The organism is Stenotrophomonas sp. FR024 (assembly GCF_047500745.2).
GTDB lineage: Bacteria > Pseudomonadota > Gammaproteobacteria > Xanthomonadales > Xanthomonadaceae > Stenotrophomonas > Stenotrophomonas maltophilia_A.
In genome coordinates, this window is sequence record NZ_JAXAXM020000029.1 from 20303 (window position 1) to 40257 (window position 19955).

The 19955-nt window shown below is 67.9% G+C and carries 19 protein-coding genes; 9 read left to right on the forward strand and 10 right to left on the reverse strand.

Going from position 1 to position 19955, the window contains the following annotated elements:
* Positions 1–71: 71 nt before the first annotated feature.
* The 4 genes from ACMZ91_RS20595 to ACMZ91_RS20610 all read left to right on the forward strand — a co-directional run bounded on the left by ACMZ91_RS20595 (position 72) and on the right by ACMZ91_RS20610 (position 5207).
* A complete protein-coding gene (locus ACMZ91_RS20595) occupies positions 72–989 on the forward strand; it encodes a LysR family transcriptional regulator (protein ID WP_032129879.1) in 918 nt (305 codons plus the stop codon).
* Between the two features lie 175 nt (positions 990–1164).
* Positions 1165–2694, forward strand: a complete 1530-nt coding sequence (locus tag ACMZ91_RS20600; protein ID WP_049462474.1) for an MFS transporter — start codon at positions 1165–1167, stop codon at positions 2692–2694.
* A 21-nt stretch (positions 2695–2715) separates the two neighbouring features.
* Positions 2716–3798, forward strand: a complete 1083-nt coding sequence (locus ACMZ91_RS20605) for an HlyD family secretion protein (protein WP_012481236.1) — start codon at positions 2716–2718, stop codon at positions 3796–3798.
* Positions 3795–5207 carry an efflux transporter outer membrane subunit gene (locus tag ACMZ91_RS20610; RefSeq protein ID WP_049462471.1) on the forward strand — a complete coding sequence of 471 codons (1413 nt, stop codon included), beginning with the start codon at positions 3795–3797 and terminating at the stop codon, positions 5205–5207. Before ACMZ91_RS20605 ends, ACMZ91_RS20610 begins: the two co-directional genes overlap by 4 nt.
* Positions 5208–5351: 144 nt before the next feature.
* On the opposite strand, the gene ACMZ91_RS20615 is transcribed toward ACMZ91_RS20610, so the two are convergent.
* The 6 genes from ACMZ91_RS20615 to ACMZ91_RS20640 form a co-directional block, all read right to left on the reverse strand.
* Positions 5352–5915 carry a DUF3916 domain-containing protein gene (locus ACMZ91_RS20615; RefSeq protein WP_014038449.1) on the reverse strand — a complete coding sequence of 188 codons (564 nt, stop codon included), beginning with the start codon at positions 5913–5915 and terminating at the stop codon, positions 5352–5354.
* A gap of 245 nt (positions 5916–6160) precedes the next feature.
* Positions 6161–6499: a hypothetical protein gene (locus tag ACMZ91_RS20620; RefSeq protein WP_032129876.1), complete on the reverse strand. Its 339-nt coding sequence runs from the start codon at positions 6497–6499 to the stop codon at positions 6161–6163.
* A 77-nt stretch (positions 6500–6576) separates the two neighbouring features.
* Positions 6577–7518, reverse strand: coding sequence for a DegV family protein (locus ACMZ91_RS20625; RefSeq protein ID WP_189720019.1), 942 nt, complete (start codon positions 7516–7518; stop codon positions 6577–6579).
* 95 nt (positions 7519–7613) lie between these two features.
* Entirely contained in the window at positions 7614–8246 is a 633-nt protein-coding gene (locus ACMZ91_RS20630) for a 2-hydroxychromene-2-carboxylate isomerase (RefSeq protein ID WP_049400251.1), read from the reverse strand.
* A gap of 20 nt (positions 8247–8266) precedes the next feature.
* Positions 8267–9529, reverse strand: a complete 1263-nt coding sequence (locus ACMZ91_RS20635) for an amidohydrolase family protein (RefSeq protein WP_149908653.1) — start codon at positions 9527–9529, stop codon at positions 8267–8269.
* Complete coding sequence (locus tag ACMZ91_RS20640; protein WP_277779168.1) at positions 9529–10938, reverse strand: amidohydrolase; 1410 nt, start codon at positions 10936–10938, stop codon at positions 9529–9531. Before ACMZ91_RS20640 ends, ACMZ91_RS20635 begins: the two co-directional genes overlap by 1 nt.
* Positions 10939–11089: 151 nt before the next feature.
* On the opposite strand from ACMZ91_RS20640, the gene ACMZ91_RS20645 reads away from it, so the two are divergent.
* Together ACMZ91_RS20645 and ACMZ91_RS20650 are read left to right on the forward strand one after the other, a co-directional pair.
* Positions 11090–11866, forward strand: a complete 777-nt coding sequence (locus ACMZ91_RS20645; protein WP_005414446.1) for an AMP nucleosidase — start codon at positions 11090–11092, stop codon at positions 11864–11866.
* A 43-nt stretch (positions 11867–11909) separates the two neighbouring features.
* Positions 11910–12449, forward strand: a complete 540-nt coding sequence (locus tag ACMZ91_RS20650) for a DUF924 family protein (protein WP_006384394.1) — start codon at positions 11910–11912, stop codon at positions 12447–12449.
* Between the two features lie 77 nt (positions 12450–12526).
* On the opposite strand, the gene grxD is transcribed toward ACMZ91_RS20650, so the two are convergent.
* Positions 12527–13453, reverse strand: coding sequence for a Grx4 family monothiol glutaredoxin (grxD, locus tag ACMZ91_RS20655; protein WP_049400248.1), 927 nt, complete (start codon positions 13451–13453; stop codon positions 12527–12529).
* A gap of 59 nt (positions 13454–13512) precedes the next feature.
* On the opposite strand from grxD, the gene ACMZ91_RS20660 reads away from it, so the two are divergent.
* Positions 13513–14292, forward strand: coding sequence for a polysaccharide deacetylase family protein (locus tag ACMZ91_RS20660; RefSeq protein WP_336685895.1), 780 nt, complete (start codon positions 13513–13515; stop codon positions 14290–14292).
* A 68-nt stretch (positions 14293–14360) separates the two neighbouring features.
* Here the strand turns inward: ACMZ91_RS20660 and ACMZ91_RS20665 are convergent, their stop codons facing one another.
* From ACMZ91_RS20665 to ACMZ91_RS20675, 3 genes are read right to left on the reverse strand one after another with little or no spacing between them, the layout of a single operon-like run.
* Positions 14361–15077 carry a class I SAM-dependent methyltransferase gene (locus ACMZ91_RS20665; protein ID WP_149908651.1) on the reverse strand — a complete coding sequence of 239 codons (717 nt, stop codon included), beginning with the start codon at positions 15075–15077 and terminating at the stop codon, positions 14361–14363.
* Positions 15078–15081: 4 nt separating this feature from the next.
* Positions 15082–15699 (reverse strand): SGNH/GDSL hydrolase family protein, encoded by a 618-nt coding sequence (locus ACMZ91_RS20670; protein ID WP_149908650.1) that lies wholly within the window; start codon positions 15697–15699, stop codon positions 15082–15084.
* Positions 15700–15702: 3 nt separating this feature from the next.
* Complete coding sequence (locus ACMZ91_RS20675) at positions 15703–16977, reverse strand: pyridoxal phosphate-dependent aminotransferase (RefSeq protein WP_049463664.1); 1275 nt, start codon at positions 16975–16977, stop codon at positions 15703–15705.
* A gap of 114 nt (positions 16978–17091) precedes the next feature.
* On the opposite strand from ACMZ91_RS20675, the gene rsgA reads away from it, so the two are divergent.
* The gene (gene rsgA, locus ACMZ91_RS20680; RefSeq protein ID WP_032129866.1) at positions 17092–18201 is read left to right on the forward strand and encodes a ribosome small subunit-dependent GTPase A; all 1110 of its coding nucleotides are present in this window, start codon (positions 17092–17094) and stop codon (positions 18199–18201) included.
* Between the two features lie 286 nt (positions 18202–18487).
* Entirely contained in the window at positions 18488–19741 is a 1254-nt protein-coding gene (locus ACMZ91_RS20685) for a flavohemoglobin expression-modulating QEGLA motif protein (protein WP_049463662.1), read from the forward strand.
* The last annotated feature ends 214 nt before the right edge of the window (positions 19742–19955 follow it).

The window sequence follows — 19955 nt, forward strand, 5'->3', positions numbered from 1 at the left end:
AATGAATGCGTAAAACGCAATCCGCTGTGGTTACAAGTGTCGTAGAGTCATCTGATTTACTGGAGACTGTCATGCCCCTGCCGGACCTGAACCTGTTGCTGGCACTGGACGTGCTGATTGACGAATGCAGCGTGGCCGCCGCCGCGCGGCGGATGAACCTGAGCGCGCCGGCGATGAGCCGTACCCTGGGCCGGATCCGCACCGCGCTGGGCGACCCGGTGCTGGTGCGTGCCGGCCGCGGTCTGGCCCCCACGCCCCGCGCGCTGCAGCTGCGTGAGCAGGTCCGCGATGTGATCGAGCAGGCCCACCGTGTGTTCAACGCCGGTCGCGAGATCGACCTGCGCACCCTGGAGCGCACCTTCAATGTCCGCGCCAATGATGTCTTCATCGGTGGATTCGGCGGACGCCTGCGTGAACTGTTCCGCCAGCAGGCGCCGCGCGCGGTGCTGCGCTTCGTGCCCGAGGGCGATACCGACGACGACGCGATGGCGCAGGGCCGGATCGACCTGTACATCAGCACCGCCGGCAAGCATGCACCCGATACCAAGGTGCAGAACCTGTTCAGTACCTCGTTCATGGGCGCCGCGCGCGAAGATCATCCGTTGTTCGATGAGGAGATCAGCGCCGAGCGTTTTGCTGCCTGCGACCACATCGCGGTGTCGCGGCGGGGGCTGCCGCGTGGCCCGATCGATGACGACCTGGCCACGCTGGGCCTGCAGCGGCGGGTGGCGCTGATCAGCCCGACCTTCCACGGCGCGATCTTCGCTGCCGCCGAGTCGGACCTGATCCTGCCGCAGATGCCGAGCGTGATGCTGGAGCGGATCGTCAGCATGCGCCTGCCGCTGCGCCTGTTCCCGCTGCCGATCCCGGTGCGCACCGCCGCCATCGTCCAGGCCTGGCACCCGCGGCTGGACAACGATGCTGCGCACCAGTGGCTGCGGCGCTCGATCAAGACCATGTGCGAAAGCGCAGGGGAGGCTCCGCGCTAGCGCAGGGGAGGCTCCGCGCTGACACTTTCATGCGTGCGCGTGACGCACGCCTGGGATGCGGGTTGCGCCATTTTTCGCAGGGTACCAGCTCCCTAGACTGCGCTCCCCGGAGTTTCACTGAGCGCATTCCAATGACCCCCAACATGCCGTGCACTGCACGGATCGGTGCCCGGCGATGAGTACGCCGGCCGCCGCTGTCCTGGCCGCTGCTGCGCCCCGTCCTGCCGCCGCCCCCGGGCTCGACCGCCGCGTTCTGGTCGGCCTGTGTGGCGTGCTGCTGGCGGTGCTGGTGTCGGGCTTCAACGAGAACATCACCAAGGTCGCCCTGGCCGACATCCGTGGTGCGATGGGTTTCAGCGTCGATGACGGCAGCTGGATCGTCGCCCTCTACAGCGCGATGTCGGTCAGCGCGATGGCCTTCGCCCCGTGGTGTGCCGCCACCTTCTCGCTGCGCCGCTTCGCGCTGGCGATGATCGGTGGCTTCATGGTGCTGGGCGTGCTCTGCCCGCTTGCGCCGAACCTGCAGGTGTTCCTGCTGCTGCGCGCGCTGCAGGGGCTGTGTGGTGGTGCGCTGCCGCCGCTGCTGATGAGCGTGGCACTGCGCTTCCTGCCGCCCGGCATCAAGCTGTATGGCCTGGCGGGCTACGCGTTGACCGCTACCTTCGGCCCGAGCATGGGCACGCCGCTGGCCGCGTTCTGGGTCGAGCAGGTGGGCTGGCACTGGGCGTTCTGGCAGATCGTGCCGTACTGCCTGGCTGCCATGGCGATGGTCAGCTGGGGCCTGCCGCAGGACCCGCTGCGGCTGGAGCGTTTTGCCCAGTTCGATGGCGTGGGCCTGGCGCTGGGCCTGCCGGCGCTGGTGCTGCTGGTGCTGGGCCTGGTGCAGGGCCCGCGCCTGAACTGGTTCGACTCGCCGATGATCACCCTGATGATCGGTGGCGGCGCCGGCCTGATGGTGCTGTTCATGATCAATGAATGGTTCCACCCGCTGCCGTTCTTCAAGCTGCAGCTGCTGGCCAACCGCAACCTCAGCTACTCGCTGGTGACGCTGGGCGGCGTGCTGTTCGTGCTGCTGGCGGTGATCTCGATTCCCTCCGGATTCCTGGCCAGCGTGCAGGGCTACCGGCCATTGCAGACCGCACCGATGCTGCTGTGGGTGGCGCTGCCACAGGTGATCGCACTGCCGTTGGTGGCGGCGTTGTTGAACATCCGCGCAGTGGATTGCCGCTGGGTGCAGGCCACCGGCCTGGCGATGCTGGCGCTGGCCTGCTGGCTGGGCTCGCACTTGGATGTGGCCTGGATCCGCGACAACTTCCTGTGGGTACAGCTGCTGCAGGTATTCGCCCAGCCGATGGCGGTGTTGCCGCTGCTGATGCTGGCCACTGGCGGGCTGGCACCGCAGGACGGTCCGTTCGCTTCGGCGTGGTTCAACACGGTCAAGGGCTTTGCTGCCGTGCTCGCCAGCGGCGTGCTGGATGCCGTCGCCCAGGGCCGCCGTCATTTCCATTCCACCGTGCTGGTCGACCGCCTTGGCGAGCAGCCGTGGCTGGCCGAGGGCCCGCAGCTGGGCGCGCGCCTGCATGCACAGGTGCAGGCGCTGACCTCGGCCGACCTGTACTGGGTGGTCGCGCTGGTGGCGCTGGCCTTCATTCCCCTCATTGCCTGGATGCCCACCCGCATCCATCCGCCACGTGCCGTGGCCTGAACCTTTCGCAGGAACCCCCTCATGACGATCAATCGAACCACCCTCAACACCGGCCTGGGCCTGGGCGTGCTGGCCCTGGCCGTCGGCGCGTGGCTGCTGCTGCGCGATGGCGGCCACCAGACCACCAACAATGCGTACGTGGTGGCCGACTACACCCTGGTAGCGCCGAAGATTCCCGGCTTCGTCAGTGCTGTGGAAGTCGAGGACAACCAGTCGGTGAAGGCCGGTGATGTGCTGGCCCGCATCGACGACCGCGACTACCAGGTCGCCCTGCAGGCGGCCCGTGCCGACCTCGCCAATGCCCGTGCACAGCTGGCCAATGCGCAGGCCGCACTGGCCCAGCAGGACTCGTTGATCGCGCAGGCCAGGGCCAGTGTCGATGTCAGCCGTTCCGAGCTGACCCTGGCCAGTGCCGACCAGCAGCGTTACCGCGAACTGGCCCGTGACGGCGCCGGTACCGTGCAGAACGCGCAGCAGGCGCAGTCGAAGCAGGCCGTGGCCAGTGCGCATCTGCAGCAGGGCCAGGCCGCGCTGTCGACCGCACGCCAGCGCACCGACATCCTCAGCGCGGGCGTGCAGGCTGCACAGGCGGCGGTGCAGCGTGCGGAAGCGGCGCAGGCGCGCGCCGAACTGGATCTGTCGCACACCGTGCTGCGCGCACCGATCGATGGCATGGTCGGTCGCCGCGCGGTGCGCGTGGGTGCCTACCTGACGCCGGGTACGCCGGTGGCCGCGGTGGTGCCGCTGAAGCGCGCCTTCGTGGTCGCCAACTTCCAGGAAACGCAGATGACCCGCATGCAGGCCGGCCAGCAGGTCGAACTGAAGGTGGACGTATTCCCGGGCAAGCCGCTGCGCGGGCACATCGACAGCATTGCACCAGCCACCGGCGTCACCTTTGCTGCAGTCGCACCAGAGAACGCCACCGGCAACTTCACCAAGGTGGTGCAGCGCATTCCGGTGAAGATCGTGCTGGAGCCGGGCCAGCCGCTGCTGGACCAGCTGCGTGCCGGCATGTCGGTGGAAGCCAGCGTTGACCTGGGCAGCCGCGCCCGCGCGCAGAGCGTGCAGCACAGTCCGGGCCACAAGAGCGGGGAGGGCGCATGAGCGCAGTCACCGTGTTCCGCACCTTCGTTGCGGCCAGCCTGTGCACGGCCTTGGCTGCCTGCACGATGGGGCCGGACTTCGTACGCCCGCAGGCGGAACTGCCCAGCCACTGGCAGGGTGAGGCCGTCGCCGGCAACGCCATCGACCAGGACGCGGCCTGGTGGGCCGGTTTCGACGATCCGCTGCTGGGGCAGCTGGCCAACCAGGTGCTGGCGGCCAACCTGGACCTGCAGCTGGCGGCCAACCGCGTGCAGCAGAGCCGTGCTGCACGCGGCATCACCGCCGCCGATCGCCTGCCCAGCGTCAGCGCGAGCGCCAGTGGCGTGCGTGCACGCAACAGCGAGGTGGGCCTGAATGATCCGTCCGGCAACGGCGGCCGTGATGACTACGGGCTGTTCCAGGCCGGCATCGGGTTGAGCTGGGAGCTGGACCTGTGGGGGCGTGTGCGCCGCCAGGTGGAAGCGGCCGACGCACGCGTGCAGATGGCCGAGGAGGATGCACATGCGGTGCGCATCGCGCTGCTGGCGGAAACCGCGCGTGATTACCTGCAGCTGCGTGCGACGCGGCAGCTGCTGGCGATCACCGAGGACAACCTCAGCATCGCCCACGACATGAAGCGCCTGACCGAGGCACGCCAGCAGCAGGGCGTGGCCAGCACGCTGCAGGTGTCCAGCGCGTCCGCGCAGGTGGCATCGCTGCAGGCCCGCATCGCGCCGCTGCGGCATCGTGAATCGCAGCTGCGCAATGCGCTGGCGTTCCTGCTGGCGCAGCCGCCGCAGGCGCTGGACGCGCAGCTGCAGGATGCACGCCGTGACTGGCCGGCGTTGCCGGCCGTAGCGGTGGGGTTGCCCAGCGAACTGGCCGAGCGTCGCCCGGACATCCGTCGTGCCGAAGCGGCACTGCATGCGGCAACGGCCGGCATCGGCGTGGCCAAGGCCAGTTTCCTGCCGCGCATCACCTTGAATGGCGACGCTGGGTTCCAGGCCAAGCAGCTGGATGATCTGGATGGCTGGAACGCGCACCGCTTCAGCATCGGGCCGTCCATCAGCGTACCGATCTTCCAGGGCGGGCGGCTGAAGGCCAACCTCGCGCTGAGCAGGCTGCAGCAGCAACAGTCGGCGCTGCAGTTCCGCCGTACCGTGCTGCAGGCATGGCACGAAGTGGATGACGCCATGGATGGCTACAGTGCCGAGCAGCAGCGCACGGTGCAGCTGCACGTGGCGGTGGATGAGAGCGAGACGGCACTGGGGGCGGCGCGCCGGCAGTACCAGGCCGGCGTGGTCGACATGCTGGACGTGCTGACCACCCAGCGCATCGCACTGGACAACCAGGCCGCGCTGGCCAACAGCCAGGCCACCGCCGCGATCGCGCGTGTAGAGCTGTACCGCGCGCTGGGCGGAGGCTGGTAGCGATAGGGAAACGCCGGGCCATGCCCGGCGGTTCGTCGGTAGTTGCCAACCTTGGTTGGCAGTTTTTTTGGAGCGCCAACCAAGGGTGGCGTCTACCAGAGCCCGTCGTGCGCCGGGCCACGTGCTGTGGACCCGGTGGACGCATCAACGCCGGTCCGCTACCTCGCCGTAAAACCAGTATTCCTGTTCCAGACCGTCATCGTGGTCGGTGGGAGGAATGCTGACCTGCACACCTCGCTCCTCAACGCCTTGGGGTAGGACGAGCTGCCATTCGGCGGAAAGACTGCGCGAGGTGATGGCGGTGACCTGGCCATCCGCTGTCGAGGCGACGTGGCCCTGGAAGTACGCTTCGTCCAGGTAAAGGCAAATCTCGCTGGAGAACATCCCTGGCTGGGCGATGCAGCAGGTTACCCGCACAGTAGCTTGTGAAGCGGGCCGCGACTGGATCAGATTTGCGCAGGCGCTGATGAGCGATTGGGCGCAGGCACGCTGGATTCTCAGGGTGGTGGCCGGGCCTTCGATCAGACCGGCTCGGGTCGGAACCTTGTAGTTCCAGTAGCGAGCTTGACTGCCCAACTCCTCTGGCGAGGGAAACGCACCACTGAAGCAGTCAGCCCAATGCTGCAGGTCGCGTAGTCGGCGTGGGGCATCGCGCAGCTTCTTCTCGCCGCGCGTACCCGGCCGGGTGATGGCATCTCTGTTTCTCATTCCCACAGTGTGCCAGCCACATGCGCGGCGGGTTGGAAAGCGCCAACCGAGGTTGGCATCTACCGGAGCAGCCCTCGGAAGCGCCGGGCCATGTCCGGCGGCGCGTCAGTAGTGGCCAACCTTGGTTGGCAGCCGTTTGTGCAAGCGCCAACCAAGGTTGGCGTCTACCAGAGCATGGTCATCGGCACCGGGTCGATCACGACACGGGCACGGTAGCGCCGGGCCATGCCCGGCGGGCGGGTGCCTCAACGCACGTCGCGCAGTTCCCAATGGTGGCCTGCCAGCAGGCGCAGGCGCTGCTTGAACACGTCACTGTCGATGCGGGTGGTGGCCACCAGGTTGATGCGCAGGTCCTTCTGCTCGCCGGTCACGGTGGCATCCGGATCGGTCACGCCCCACTGCGGTTCCACCGCGTCCGGGTCAGGCTGCTTGGCCTTCCAGCGCTCGAACAGGCTGCCATTGCGCAGCGCATCCTGCAGCTCTTCGGCGAAACCGGCGGCGCCCTGCGAATGGAAGGACAGGTCAGGGTCATTGCCGCGTGCCTTGGACGGGTCGGGCAGGCTGATGTGGTACTGCGCAGGCATGGAGTTCTCCTTGAAGTGCGGGAAGACTGGCATAACCGCGGTGGAATCGATGTGCAGATCCGCGCCGCGTCGGGGCCTCACTCGAACCGATGCGGCCCATCGGCGAAGCCCACGGTGACCGCGCCCTTGCCGACGTTGACCATGCCGGTCAGGCTCATCACCGATTCGTACACGGTCACGCCATGGGTGGCGCAGACCTCTTTCAGCTGTGCGTAGCCGGGCAGGGCACGCAGCTCGTCCAGTTCTCCGCCGTAGCTGACGCACACCGTCGGCGTCATCAGCCCGGCACGTACGCGCTGGCCGACCACCGCGAACAGCTTCTGCACGGCATTGTCGAAGCCCTTGATCTTGGCTACCGGCCCGGTTTCGCCGCGGTAGCCGTGCAGCACCGGCTTGATGTCCAGCGCGCTGCCCAGCGCCGCACTGAGCAGGCCGACACTGCGGTCGCCCTTGTGCCGTGCGCGCGCACGCATGTAGTACAGGTCGCGGGTGACCATGTAGCCGTGCACGTTGCTGGCCAGCTCCTCCAGCCGCTCGCGGATCTGCTGCACGCTGGCGTTGCTGTCGCGCAGGCGCACCGCTTCCACTGCGGTCACCGCCTGCGCGGCGAACAGGTTCTGGGTATCGAGCACGCGCAGCGCGAACGGTGAGTTGTAGCCTGCCGCCTGGCGCACCGGCTTGTAGTCGTTGAGGATGGCGAAGCTGGCCTGCAGCGCGTTGTCGTGGATCGGGCTGCGGGTCTTGGTGATGGTCATGCAGAACACGTGGTCGTAATCGATCACCAGCTGCTGCAGGAACAGGTCGCGGATCTGGTTGACACTGAAGGGAATGGTTTCCGCCTCGGCGCCGTGTTCGGCCACGTGCGCGTGCAGGAAGCTCAGGGTGGCCTGTTCATCGCGATGATCGGCCAGCACCGCTTCGCCGATGCGTACGGTGATCGGCAGCAGCACGATGTTGTGGGTGGCGATGAAGTCCGGCGGCAGGTCGCAGGCCGAGTCGACGACGATTCCGATGCGCATCCGCGGCTCCCCCTCCAGGGCGGTTGTAGGTTCGGAAACGTGAAATCTATCTCAAATCCCAGCCAGGCGCGCGAGGGAAACGCGCCACGCCCTGTTCAGCGACTGCGCTGCACCGCCACCGGCAGGGTGGCCAGGCGCAGCCATTCGGGCTGCCGCAGCAGGTCAGGATCGGCCAGAACGGCAGCCATCAGCGGGTGCGCGTCGTTGCCCCAGAACAGCTCCTCATCGATAGCCAGGGTCGGCACACCGAACACCCCGGCGCCAATTGCGGCCTCGGTGTTACGGCGCAGCTGCTCCTTCACCGCCGGGTCGGCGATGGCGCTGGCGACATCGTCAATACCCAGCTGTGCGGCCGGTTCGCGCAGGGCGTCAGGGCTGTCGGCCGCGTTGCCGTCGCGCCAGATCCAGTCGAACAGGACGTCCACCGCCTGCACGCTGGCACCCGCGGCCAGGCACAGGCGCAGGGCGGGCAGCGGGTTGAACGGATGGCCGGGCGGGAATCGCAGCGGTGTGCCCTCGGCCTGCGCGGTCCACAACAGTTGGCGGTAGATGAAGCGCCGCTTGGCCGGAATCTCCGCCGGACCGAGATTGCCAAGGTGATGCAGCACCGCACCGAAGGCGATCGGCACGGTCTGGATCTGCGCGAACTGCGGCAGCTGCTTCAGCTTCTGCCAGTGCAGGTAGGAGTAGGGCGAGATGAGGTCGAAGTACCAGCGCAGTGTCGCCATCGGTGTGTCCTCGTGTGCGGTCAGGGCTGCGCGTTGCGCTGCAGGTAGCGGTCACGCAGTTCAGTCTGGCGTGAGCGCATCGGCATCGCACGGCCGCCCAGCCAGACCTGCTCGGCATAGTGCGCCACGTCCAGCGGATCGCCCTCCCACAGCACCAGGTCGGCGCGCTTGCCGGGCTCGATGCTGCCGATCTGGTCGGCCACCCCAAACGCCTGTGCAGGCACCCGGGTCAGCCCGGCCAGGCCATCGGCCCACGGCAGGCCGTTGGCCACCGCGTTGCCGGCCAGCTGGCGCATCTTGCGCGCGTTGTGGGTGGCGTCGCCGCGCTGCACGAACGACACCGGCACGCCGGCACGCTGCAGGCGCGCGGCGTTTTCCAGGGTGGCGCCGATCTGGTCGAAGCTGGCCGGCAGGTTGGCCAGCACGTCGACGAACACCGGTACGTGCGCAGCGGCCAGCTCTGGGGCTACCTGCCAGGCTTCGCTGGCACCGGCGATGGCGATCTTCACCTTTTCGCGGGTGGCCCAGCGCAGCAGCTGGCGGATATCGGAGGCGCGATCCACCTCCACCACGATGCGGCCCTGGCCGGCCAGGTAGCGACTGAGTGTGCGGCGTCCGGCTGGCGTCAGCAGCGCGTGCGGCGAGTCCGCAGCCACCTGTCCGCGTGCTTCGTCGATCATCTGCTGCAACAGCATCCATTGCGCGGCGCGCGAATGCCCGGTCAGTTCGGAGGCGGCCGCGCCGATGCGCAGGAACAGGGCACGCGGGCCGATCGGATCGGCGCTGCCATCGAGCCGCATCACGCCGCCCTGGCCGGCCACGAAACCACCGCCGGTGGCAGCGCCCAGCGCAGTGAAGCCGATGCCTTCCAGCCGCGTGACCGGAATCAGCACTGAGGCCGGGTTGTAGGCGAGGGTGACGTCGAATTCCGGCCGCAGTGGCTGCTCACCGAGCTTCAGAGAACTGTCCACCGTGCTCGATTCACCGGAAACTTCTTCGATGCCAGTCTCGGTGATGCCACCGAACAGTGCCGGTGTCAGGGGACGGCCATTGGCCTCGACCACGCTGGCGCCGGCCGGCGCCGACAGGCCGTTGCCCACCGCGCGGATGATGCCGCCCTGCACCAGCACATCGGCGTTCTGCAGGCTGCCACGTGCGCTGGCGGTGTGCACCGTTGCGTTGCGCACCAGCAGGTCCTGCGCCGATGCCGTGGTTGCCAGCAACAGCAACGCCACCACGGTAGCGCCGGGCCATGCCCGGCGACGCTTGTTCAACACGCCCATCAGCGCACCTCCTGGCCAAGCTGGAAATCGGAACGCGGCGTCGCTGCCGGTGCACTGCGGTCGTACAACCTGCGGCCATCAATGAAGACCTGCTCGGCCAGCGCGTACGAGCTGAAGGGATTGCCGTTCCAGACCACCACATCGGCCATCTTGCCGGCCTCCAGGGTGCCGGTCTGGCCTTCAATGCCCAGTGCCTTGGCGGCGTTGGCGGTCATCCAGGTGATGGCATGTTCGGGCGTGATCTCCGGCATGCGCGCGCGGCGCGCGGACGCCATCACCTTGGCCGCTTCCTGGTTCAGGCGCTGGATGCCTTCGGGTGAGTCGGAGTGGACGATGGCGCAGCTGCTCTTCGGCCGGTCGACCAGCGCGATGTTCTCCGGGATGCCGTCGAAGGCTTCCATCTTGAAGCCCCACCAGTCGGCCCACAGCGCACCGCAGACGCCGTCGGCGGCCAGCCGGTCGGCCAGCTTGTAGGCCTCCACGCCGTGGTGGAACGCAGCGACCTTGAAACCGAATTCCTTGGCCAGATCGAGCATGGTGGCCATTTCGTCGGCGCGGTAGCAGTGGATGTGCACGCGGATGTCGCCTTCGATCGCACCGGCCAGCGTGTCCAGCTTGAGATCGCGCTTGCCGCCGGCATCACCGGCGCTGTCGCCCTTGTCGCTGCCGAACCAGCCCTTGCGCTTGGCCGGCTTCGGCTTGTTCTTGGCGATGTAGTCGGCGGCATCGATGAAGGCGGCGCGGTAGCCGGCCACGTTGCCCATGCGCGTGGCTGGGGTCACGCCCTTGCCTTCGCCATAGACGCGCTTGGGGTTCTCGCCGCAGGCCATCTTCAGGCCCCACGGTGCACCGGGGAACTTCATCGCCTGGTAGGTCACCGCGGGTACGTTCTTGAGGGTCACGCCGCGGCCACCCACCAGGTTGGCCGAGCCCGGCAGCACCTGCATGCTGGTCACGCCGCCGGCCAGCGCAGTGGCGAAGCCCGGGTCCTGCGGCCACACCGAGTGTTCGGCCCAGACGTTAGCGGTGACCGGTGCGGTCATCTCGTTGCCGTCGCTGTGCGCGCCGACGCCGGGGCTGGGGTACACGCCCAGGTGCGAGTGCACGTCGATCAGGCCAGGGGTGACCCACTTGCCCTGCGCATCGATGCGGGTGACACCGGCATCGGCCTGCAGCTGGCGGCCAACGGCGACGATGCGGCCCTCGCGCAGCAGCACGTCGGCATTGTCCAGGCGCTGGCCGGTGCCGGTCAGCACGGTGGCGTTCTGGATCAGCACCGGCGCATCGGGATGCGCCTGGTAGGTGCTGGGGTAGGGATCGGCGACGAAGCGCGAGGCGCCCACCGCCGGAGCCGTGCTCAATGAAAGCAGTGCCAGGGCTACCCCGGCGCGCAACAACGTCGATGCCATGCAGTTCCCCTTGCAGCTGGTCCAACCGTCGACGCTAGCCCGGAGGCGGCGGGCTTGCCAAGTGACCTTCTTCACAGGCCTGTCGACGGTGGCTCGACGGCACCGGCCGGGTGGCTGAAAATACCCGGTCCCCCGCCGTACCGGACTGCCCATGAAGAGCAAGCAGGAAATCGTCGACAACTGGCTGCCGCGCTATACCGGCGTACCGCTGGACCAGTTCGGCCAGCACATTCTGCTGACCAACTTCGGCGGCTACCTGCATACGTTCTCCGAGCTGACCGGCGCGCCGGTCATCGGCCTGGACCGGCCGATGGCCAGTGCCACCATCGATGGCATCACCATGATCAACTTCGGCATGGGCAGTCCCAATGCCGCGATCATCATGGACCTGCTGTCGGCGGTGATGCCCAAGGCGGTGCTGTTCCTGGGCAAGTGCGGTGGTCTCAAGCGCAAGAACCAGCTGGGCGACCTGGTGCTGCCGATCGCGGCGATCCGCGGCGAGGGTACCTCGGGCGACTACCTGCCGCCGGAAGTACCGGCGCTGCCGGCCTTCGCGCTGCAGCGTGCGGTTTCAACCATGATCCGCGACCTCGGCCACGATTACTGGACCGGCACCGTCTACACCACCAACCGCCGGGTCTGGGAGCACGACGAGGCCTTCAAGGAGCGGCTGCGGGCAATGCGCTGCATGGCCATCGACATGGAAACGGCCACGGTGTTCGCCGCCGGCTTCGCCAACCACATCCCCAGCGGCGCGCTGCTGCTGGTTTCGGACCAGCCGATGATCCCGGACGGGGTCAAGACCGAGGCCTCCGATGCCAAGGTCAGCTCCCAGTTCGTGGAAAACCATATCCAGATCGGCATCGAGGCGCTTAAGCTTATCCGGCGCAACGGCAAGTCGGTCCGCCACCTGCGCTTCGACGAATGATGATGAAGGCCGGGCGCGGGGCGTCCGGGCCTGGGAGTAGGTAATGGACGTTGCCGCGCAAGTGGTGGAATTCTGGAAGGAGGCGGGCCCTGCGAAGTGGTTCGCCCGCGACGACGCGTTCGACGCGCAGTTCCGCCAGTTGTTTCTGGATGAGCATTTCGCCGCCGCTTCGCGCGGGCGCGAGCATTGGCTGGGCAGTGCCGAAGGGGCGCTGGCCCTGATGCTGCTGCTGGACCAGTTCCCGCGCAACTGTTTCCGGGGCACTGCCCATTCCTACGCCACCGATGGCCTGGCCCGGCATTACGCCATGCGTGCCATCGAGGAGGGCCTGGACCTGCAGCTGGTGCCGAAGCTGCGCGCCTTCATCTACCTGCCGTTCGAGCACTCCGAGGATCCGCTGGACCAGGACCGCTCGGTGGCGATGTTCGACGTGCTGGGTGACAAGGAATACCTGCAGTACGCCGAACTGCACCGCGACATCATCCGCCGTTTCGGGCGCTTCCCGCATCGCAACGCCGTGCTGGGCCGCATCCCCACGCCGGAAGAACTGGATTACCTGGCCGAAGGCGGGTTCGCCGGCTAAGAAAAAGGGGACGGAGGGGATTAAGTCGTTTGAGGCACAAACGACTTAATCCCCTCCGTCCCCTTTTTCAGTGCCGATCAGTACTTCGGCACGCCGTTGTCGACGTCTTCCGACCAGGCGTTGATGCCGCCGGTGACGTTGAACACCTTGGTGAAGCCCTGGGCGCGGAACTGCTCGGCGGCCTGCGCGCTGCGGCCACCGTGGTGGCACATGAAGGCCAGCGCGGTGTCCTTGGGCAGGGCTTCCAGCGCGGCGCGGCCGTTGCCGTCGAAGCTCTTGAACGGCACGCCCACGGCGGCGATTTCACGCTCGTCGGCCGGGCGCACGTCCACCAGGGTGATGTTGCCGGCACGCACCAGGTCGTCGGCATCACGCACGCTGATTTCCTGCACCGGCTTGGGCGCATTCGGGTTGTCGATGGCCAGGCCCTTGCCGCGGATGTCGTCCACCCAGTCGATGGTGATGCCGTTGGCGCGACGGGCGCTGGCCAGGTCGAACTGCACGCGCAGGCCGTTGGACTCGGCGGCAATCGCGCCTTCGTCGTGCGGGGCCAGCTGGAAGTTCGGCTGGAAACCGGCGTCGATGGACAGCTGCAGGGCAGCGCCCGGAGCATCGGCCAGCGCGCCCTTGAGCATTTCCACGGCGGCAGGAGTGACGGTGATGCTCGGCGGGGTACGGTCCGGCGCAGCCAGGCCCAGCACGCTGCTCAGCTCGCCGCTGGCGGCCATCTGCAGCACGATGTCGCTGCCGCCGACCAGTTCGCCGTCGATGTACAGCTGCGGGATGGTCGGCCAGTCGCCGTAGGCCTTGATGCCTTCACGGATTTCCTGGTCGGCCAGCACGTTGACGTGGGCGAACTCGACGCCGAGGTCCTGCAGGGCGCCCACGGCCTTGGCCGAGAAACCGCACTGCGGCATCGACGGCTGGCCCTTCATGAACAGCACGACGCGGTTGGCGTTGAGGATGGATTCGATGCGCGAACGCAGGGCGGGATCGAGGGACATGGACGTCGGGGTTCCGGGAATTCGAATCATCAATTCTAACCCCCATGGCATCATGGGGGATGAGCAACGCAGGAACATTGCATCGCATCCCGGCCCGCCCCTGGCGCTGGCTGCCCTGGCTGGTGGCGTCGCAGCTGGTCGTGATCCTGGTCTGGGCCCTGGACGGCTGGCAGTGGGGGCTGCCGCTGATGGTGGCCAGCCACGCATTGTTCATGGTGCCGGTGTTCCTGCCCAACAGCCGCTTTTATGCGCCGGTGCTGAGCCGACTGCCGGAGGCCGGTAACACGGTATGGCTGACCATCGATGACGGCCCCGGTCCGGAAACCCGCGCCGTGCTCGACCTGCTGGACCGCCACCAGGCACGCGCCACCTTCTTCCTGGTGGGGGAACGTGCGCTGGCACAGCCGGAACTGGTGCAGGAGATCCTGCGCCGTGGCCATGACCTGGGCAATCACAGCCACAGCCATCCGCAGGCGCGCTTCTGGCGGCTGGGCCCGGCGGCGATGCGCGCCGAGATCGAGGGCTGCCAGCATGCCCTGCAGGCGGTAAGCGGCCAGCCGGTGCGCTGGTACCGCTCGGTGGTGGGCATGACCAATCCGTTCGTGGCGCCGGTGCTGCAGCGGTTGGGGCTGGTCCGGGTAGGCTGGAGCGCGCGCGGCTACGACGGCGTCGGCTGCACGCCGGACGGCGTGCTGGCACGGCTGCTGCCAGACCTGTGCCCGGGCGCGATCGTGCTGCTGCACGAAGGTGCCGCCCATGGGCACAACCTGGTGATCATCGAGCGCGTGCTGCAGGCGCTGGACGAGCGCGGGCTGAAGGCGCAGCTGCCGGCCGGATAACCGGTAGCGCCGGGCCGCGCCCGGCGAGCGCAGCGGCATGGATGGAATCCGCCGGGCATGGCCCCGCGCTACCGGATGCGGTGCGCCACCAGCAGCCAGCTGTTGAACGGGGTACGCCCGTGCAGCGGCCGGGGCGACGTCACCTGCAATCCGGCCTCGATCAATGTCGCCTGCAACACCTGCGGATCGGGATAGTGGCGCGGTCGTGTGCCCATCCAGCCGATCAGCCAGGCCAGCCGGTCGGCCACCCGCGTGGTGCGGTCGCGGCCATCGCCGGTGGCCAGCGGTGTACGCAGCAACAGGCAGCCGCCGTGGGCCACCTGCGCGCTGGCCGCGCGCAGCAGGGCCTGCTGTGGGCCCGCGTCCAGATACTGAAGCACGTCCAGCAGCAGGACGTGCCCGGCCTGCGCCGGCAGCGGCGCCTGCACATCCACGCAGTCGAAGCGCACGTCCTGCAGGTCGGCGGCAGCACGTTGCGCGCGGGTGATCTTGCCGGCATCCACGTCCACGCCCAGGTAATGCTGGGTACCGCCGCGCTGGCGCAGCACATGGGCGAACAGGCCCAGCCCGCAGCCCAGGTCCAGCACCGGCTGCCCATCGTCAGGCAGATGCTGCAGCACGCCGTCGTACAGCGGATCGCTGCCGAGCTTGCCGCGGGTGTAGTAGTAGTCGCGGCGGCTGCCCCAGACCTGCGCCGGCCGGAATGCGTCGGCGATCAAGCGGGCTTGCGGGGCCGCCAGGGGCGTGCAGGGCAGGGGCGTGCCAGTCCGTGGCGTGCCGTCCATCGCCTCAGTCCGTGCCGCCAAGCAGGTGCGCGGCCACCGGCAGGGCGCGCGCGCTCCACAGCGCGTACATCCGCGCCGAAGGGTGCAGGCCGTCTTCGGCAATCATCGCCGGGTCGTCACCGTGGTCACGGCTGATATCGGTGATGTCGACGAAGGCCACGCCCTGCTGGGTGCTGATCACCTCGGCAGCCGCATTGAATTCGTCGGTCTCGATCTCGATCGTGGCCAGGTCGCGGCCACTGCCGGCGCCGAACGGGGTCGCACCCCAATCGGGAAAGGACAGCACCAGCACGCGGCCGGCATCACCGCCAGCGAAACCGATGGCCCGCTGCAGCAGCGCCTGGAACTGGCTGCGGTATTCGTCCAGCGGACGCCCACGGTACTGGTTGTTGACGCCGATCAGCAGGCTGACGAAATCGAACGGCCCCTGCGGCGCGGCCGCATCGATGCCTGCATCAAGTTCGTCGGTGGTCCAGCCGGTGGTCGCAATGGTCTGCGGATCGGACAGCTCAATGCCCTGCGCACGCAGCGCGGTGGCCAGCTGGTGCGGCCAGCGGCCTTCGACTGCAACCGCTTCACCGATGGTGTACGAATCGCCCAGCGCCAGGTAGGACAGGGTCACAGGTCAGGCCACCGAACGGCGCGGCTTCAGCGGCACGACCTTGGTCGCGTCCTCGGCACGGCGGGCCAGGGCACGGTCAATGCGCGCGAATACATCGCGCATCACCGAGGCTTCCGGCATCAGGGTCACGCGGAAATGGTGGCGGTAGGGCACGTTGAAGCTCGAGCCCGGCACCACCAGCACGCCCTCGTTGTTCATCAGGTCCAGCGCGAAGTTGTGGTCGTCGAAGCCCTTCGCCGCAGCGCCGACCACGGCCGGGAACGCGTACAGCGCACCGGCCGGCGCGACCAGCGACAGGTGTTCGCTGGCTTCGCAGGCTTCGATCACCGCACGGCGGGTTTCGTACAGGCGGCCGCCCGGCGTGCACAGCTCGGAAATGGTGTCCGGGCCGTTCACCGCGGCCTCGATGGCGTACTGGCCCGGCACGTTGGCGCACAGGCGCAGCGCACCGAGCAGGTCCAGCGCCGCGCGGAAGTCACCCAGGCGGGCATCGTCGCCGCTGAGGTGGGCCCAGCCCACGCGCCAGCCGCAGGCGCGGTGCACCTTGCTCAGGCCGCTGAAGGTCAGGCACGGATGATCACCGGCCAGCGGCGCGACCGGCTGGAACAGCGCGTCGTCGTACAGGATCTGGTCGTAGATCTCATCAACCAGCAACAGCAGGTTGTGGCGGCGCGCGATCTCCACCACGCGCTCCAGCAGTTCGCGTGGGTAGCTGGCGCCGCTGGGGTTGTTCGGGTTGATCAGCACGATGGCGCGGGTGCGCGAGGAAACCAGCGTCTCGATCTCGCTCGGGTCCGGCTGGAAGCCGTTCTCCGGTGCGCAGCGGTAGTACACCGGGCGGCCATCGTTGAGGATGGTCGAGGCCGACCACAGCGGGTAGTCGGGCGAGGGCACCAGCACTTCGTCGCCGGGATTGAGCAGCGCACGCAGCGACAGGTCGATCAGTTCGCTGACGCCATTGCCGAGGAAGACGCGGTCCGGGTGCGCATCGGGCGCGCCACGGCGGGCGTAGTAGCTGGCGATGGCTTCACGCGCGACCGGCAGGCCCTGCTGGTGCGTGTAGGGGTCGGTGCGGCCCATGTCGTCGGCGATCGCACGCTGAAGGTGCTCCGGCGCGCGGAAACCGAAGGCGCCGGGATTGCCGATGTTGAGCTTGATCAGCTTGCGGCCCTGCGCCTCCAGCTCCCGGGCTCGCCGCGCCAGTTCTCCGCGGATTTCGTAGCGCACTTCGGAAAGGCGCTCGCGGATGGCCAGGGGCTTGGGCGAGTTGGTGGACATGGGGGCTGGGCCGTCAAAAGGCATGGGGCTTCCATCCTACCGGAATTGCTGCAATGCATGGCAAGGGCTCCGGGCCCGTCATTGCTGGGCTGGCAGGGCGCCGGCACAGGTAGAATGGCGGCGATGACCCAGACCCCCGATTTCATCGCCCTGCAGACCATTGGCTGGCCCTGGCCGGGCCCGGCGCAGCAGGCCGACTGGCAGGCCGCGATGGCCGCACATCCGCAGGCCCGCCCGGCACGGGTGATCGAACAGCACCGCACCCACTACGTGGTGGCCGATGGCCCGGATGCGTCGATCAAGGCCGAGTCGCTGCCGGAATGGCAGCGCCCGCGCTTCCCCAGCCATGAACGGCCAGCGGTGGGTGACTGGGTATTGCTCGATGGCATCCGCATCGTCGCCCTGCTGCCACGGCGTACCGCGATCAAGCGCGGTGCGGCCGGCGAGCATTACCACCAGCAGGTGATCGCCGCCAACATCGATACGGTGTTCATCGTCTGTGGCCTGGATGCCGACTTCAATCCGCGCCGCATCGAACGCTACCTGCTGCTGGTCGGTGGTGGCGGTGCAGAACCGGTGGTGGTGCTGACCAAGGCCGACCAGACCGAGTACAGCGAGGATGCGCTGGCGGTGCTGGAAGAGCTGGAGATGCAGGGCATCGCGCTGCATGCGATCAACGGCCTGGATGCCGACAGCGTGGCGGTGCTGCAGCCGTGGCTGGGCCCGGGCCGCACGGTGGTGCTGGTCGGTTCCTCCGGTGCCGGCAAGTCCACGCTGACCAACACCCTGCTGGGCGAGCAGCGGATGAAGACCAACGCGGTGCGCGCCAACGATTCGCGCGGACGCCACACCACCACGCACCGCGCGCTGATGCCGCTGCCGACCGGCGCCTGCCTGATCGACACCCCGGGCATGCGCGAGCTGAAGCCGACCGGCGAAGAGACCCTGTCCGAGGGGGGGTTCGCGGACATCGAAGCGCTGGCCGCACAGTGCCGTTTCAACGACTGCAAGCACCAGCAGGAACCGGGCTGTGCCGTGCGTGCAGCGATCGAGGCCGGCGAGATCGAAGAGAGCCGGCTGCTGAACTACTTCAAGCTGAAGGAAGAAGTGGCCGCCGCTGCCGCCAAGCTGGCGGTGCGCCAGGCCGAGACCGCGCAGGAACGCGGCGGCAAGAAGGGCAAGGGCCAGCAGTTCCGCCCGGCAGGCAAGCCGCGCAGGCGTTGATCGGTATCGCGGGGTCGGATCCCATTGCACCGCAATGGGCTCTGACTCCTGCAATGAAACCCGCCTCTGCCTGCTTCGGGTGGATGCCAACTGCCCGCTCCTGGTAGGTGCCAACCTTGGTTGGCACGGATGTATCCGAAGCCCGCCTCTGCCCGCTCCTGGTAGGTGCCAACCTTGGTTGGCACGGATGTATCCGAAGTCCGCCTTCAGCGGATGCCAACCAAGGTTGGCAGCTACCCGATCCATTGCACCTACCAACGTGCGGGCAGAGCGCTATAGTCCGCGCATGGAACCGACTGCGACGCTGGACCGTGACGTGGCCCACCATGCAGCGCTCGATGCGCGCCTGGTCGAGGCCGTGGGAGGCATCCGCCTGCTGGGCCTGACCAGCTGGCCAGCCACGGTGCAGGCACCGTTCCTGGACAGCGTGGCGCGTGGCCAGCCGGTACTGCCGAAGGTGGATTACCCGAAGCTGGACTTTAGCGAAGAACGCCGCGCGCTGGCCGCGATCGCCGCCGACTGCGACGACAGCCACCCGCTGGGCCACTACGTGCGGCAGTCGGCGCAGAGCTGGGACCTGGCCGCACAGCTGCTGGAAGGGCTGGGCACTGCTGCAGTCGATACCTGTTCGGTGCAGCTGTTCGGCGCCCCCGAGCAGCCGCTGCCGGGCAATGGCCCCAGTACGCGTGAGGCTGCACGCCACTTCATCCAGATCGCCGCCGAACTGGACCACGAACTGCTGGCGCCGGAAGAACAGGTGCCGGTCTCGGCCATCGCGCTGCAACTGCAACTGCAGAACGATCTGGACGCGTTCTTCGAATCGCGCATCATCCAGGTACAGCTCGACCCGGAGCTGGTGTCCAAGGCCGCCGCCGGCCCGACCCGCATCCGCCTGCGCACCAGTGCGCGCTTCAGTGCCTACGACCGCGCGCAGCTGTTCCACCATGAAGCGCTGGTGCATTCGCTGACCGCCCTGAACGGCCGCGAGCAGCCGGTGCTGCCGAGCCTGGCACTGTCCTCGCCGCGGGTGACGGCCACCCAGGAAGGGCTGGCCACCTTCGCCGAGCAGATCACCGGCAGCATCGACATCGAGCGCCTCAAGCGCATCAGCCTGCGCACCGAAGCGATTGCGATGGCCCGCGAAGGTGCCGATTTCATCGAAGTGTTCCGCTATTTCTGCGATGCCGGGCAGAACGCGGAGGAGAGCTTCGCCTCGGCACAGCGCGTGTTCCGTGGCGTGCCGCCGAGTGGCGGCCTGGCCTTCACCAAGGACACGGTGTACCTGCGCGGCCTGGTGTCGGTGCACACGTTCTTCCGCCACATGCTGGCCGAGGACCGGTTGCAGGTCTGCCGTTGGTTGTTCGCGGGCAAGATGAGCCTGACCGATGCGATCGCGTTCGCGCCGTTGTTCGACGCGGGGGTGCTGAAGCCGCCGCGCTGGCTGCCGCATTGGGTGAGCCGGGCGAATGGCCTGGCCGGGATGCTGGCGTTCTCGCTGTTCGCAAACCGGATACGGATGGACCAGCTGGCGCCGGAATGAAATGCGTTGGCGGGATGATGCGCTGGCGCCTCGATTGATATCGCTGGGCGGCGGTGGGGCACCCTGGCCAGGACACGCCGTAAACCCATCCATGAAGTGACCCCCGGGAGTTGGACACCAGATCCAACCCCGAGGGATACATGAACAAATACGACGCGCGTTTCAAACTGCAGGTCGCCAAAGAGGCCTGCAAGACCTCCACATCGGTCAAAGC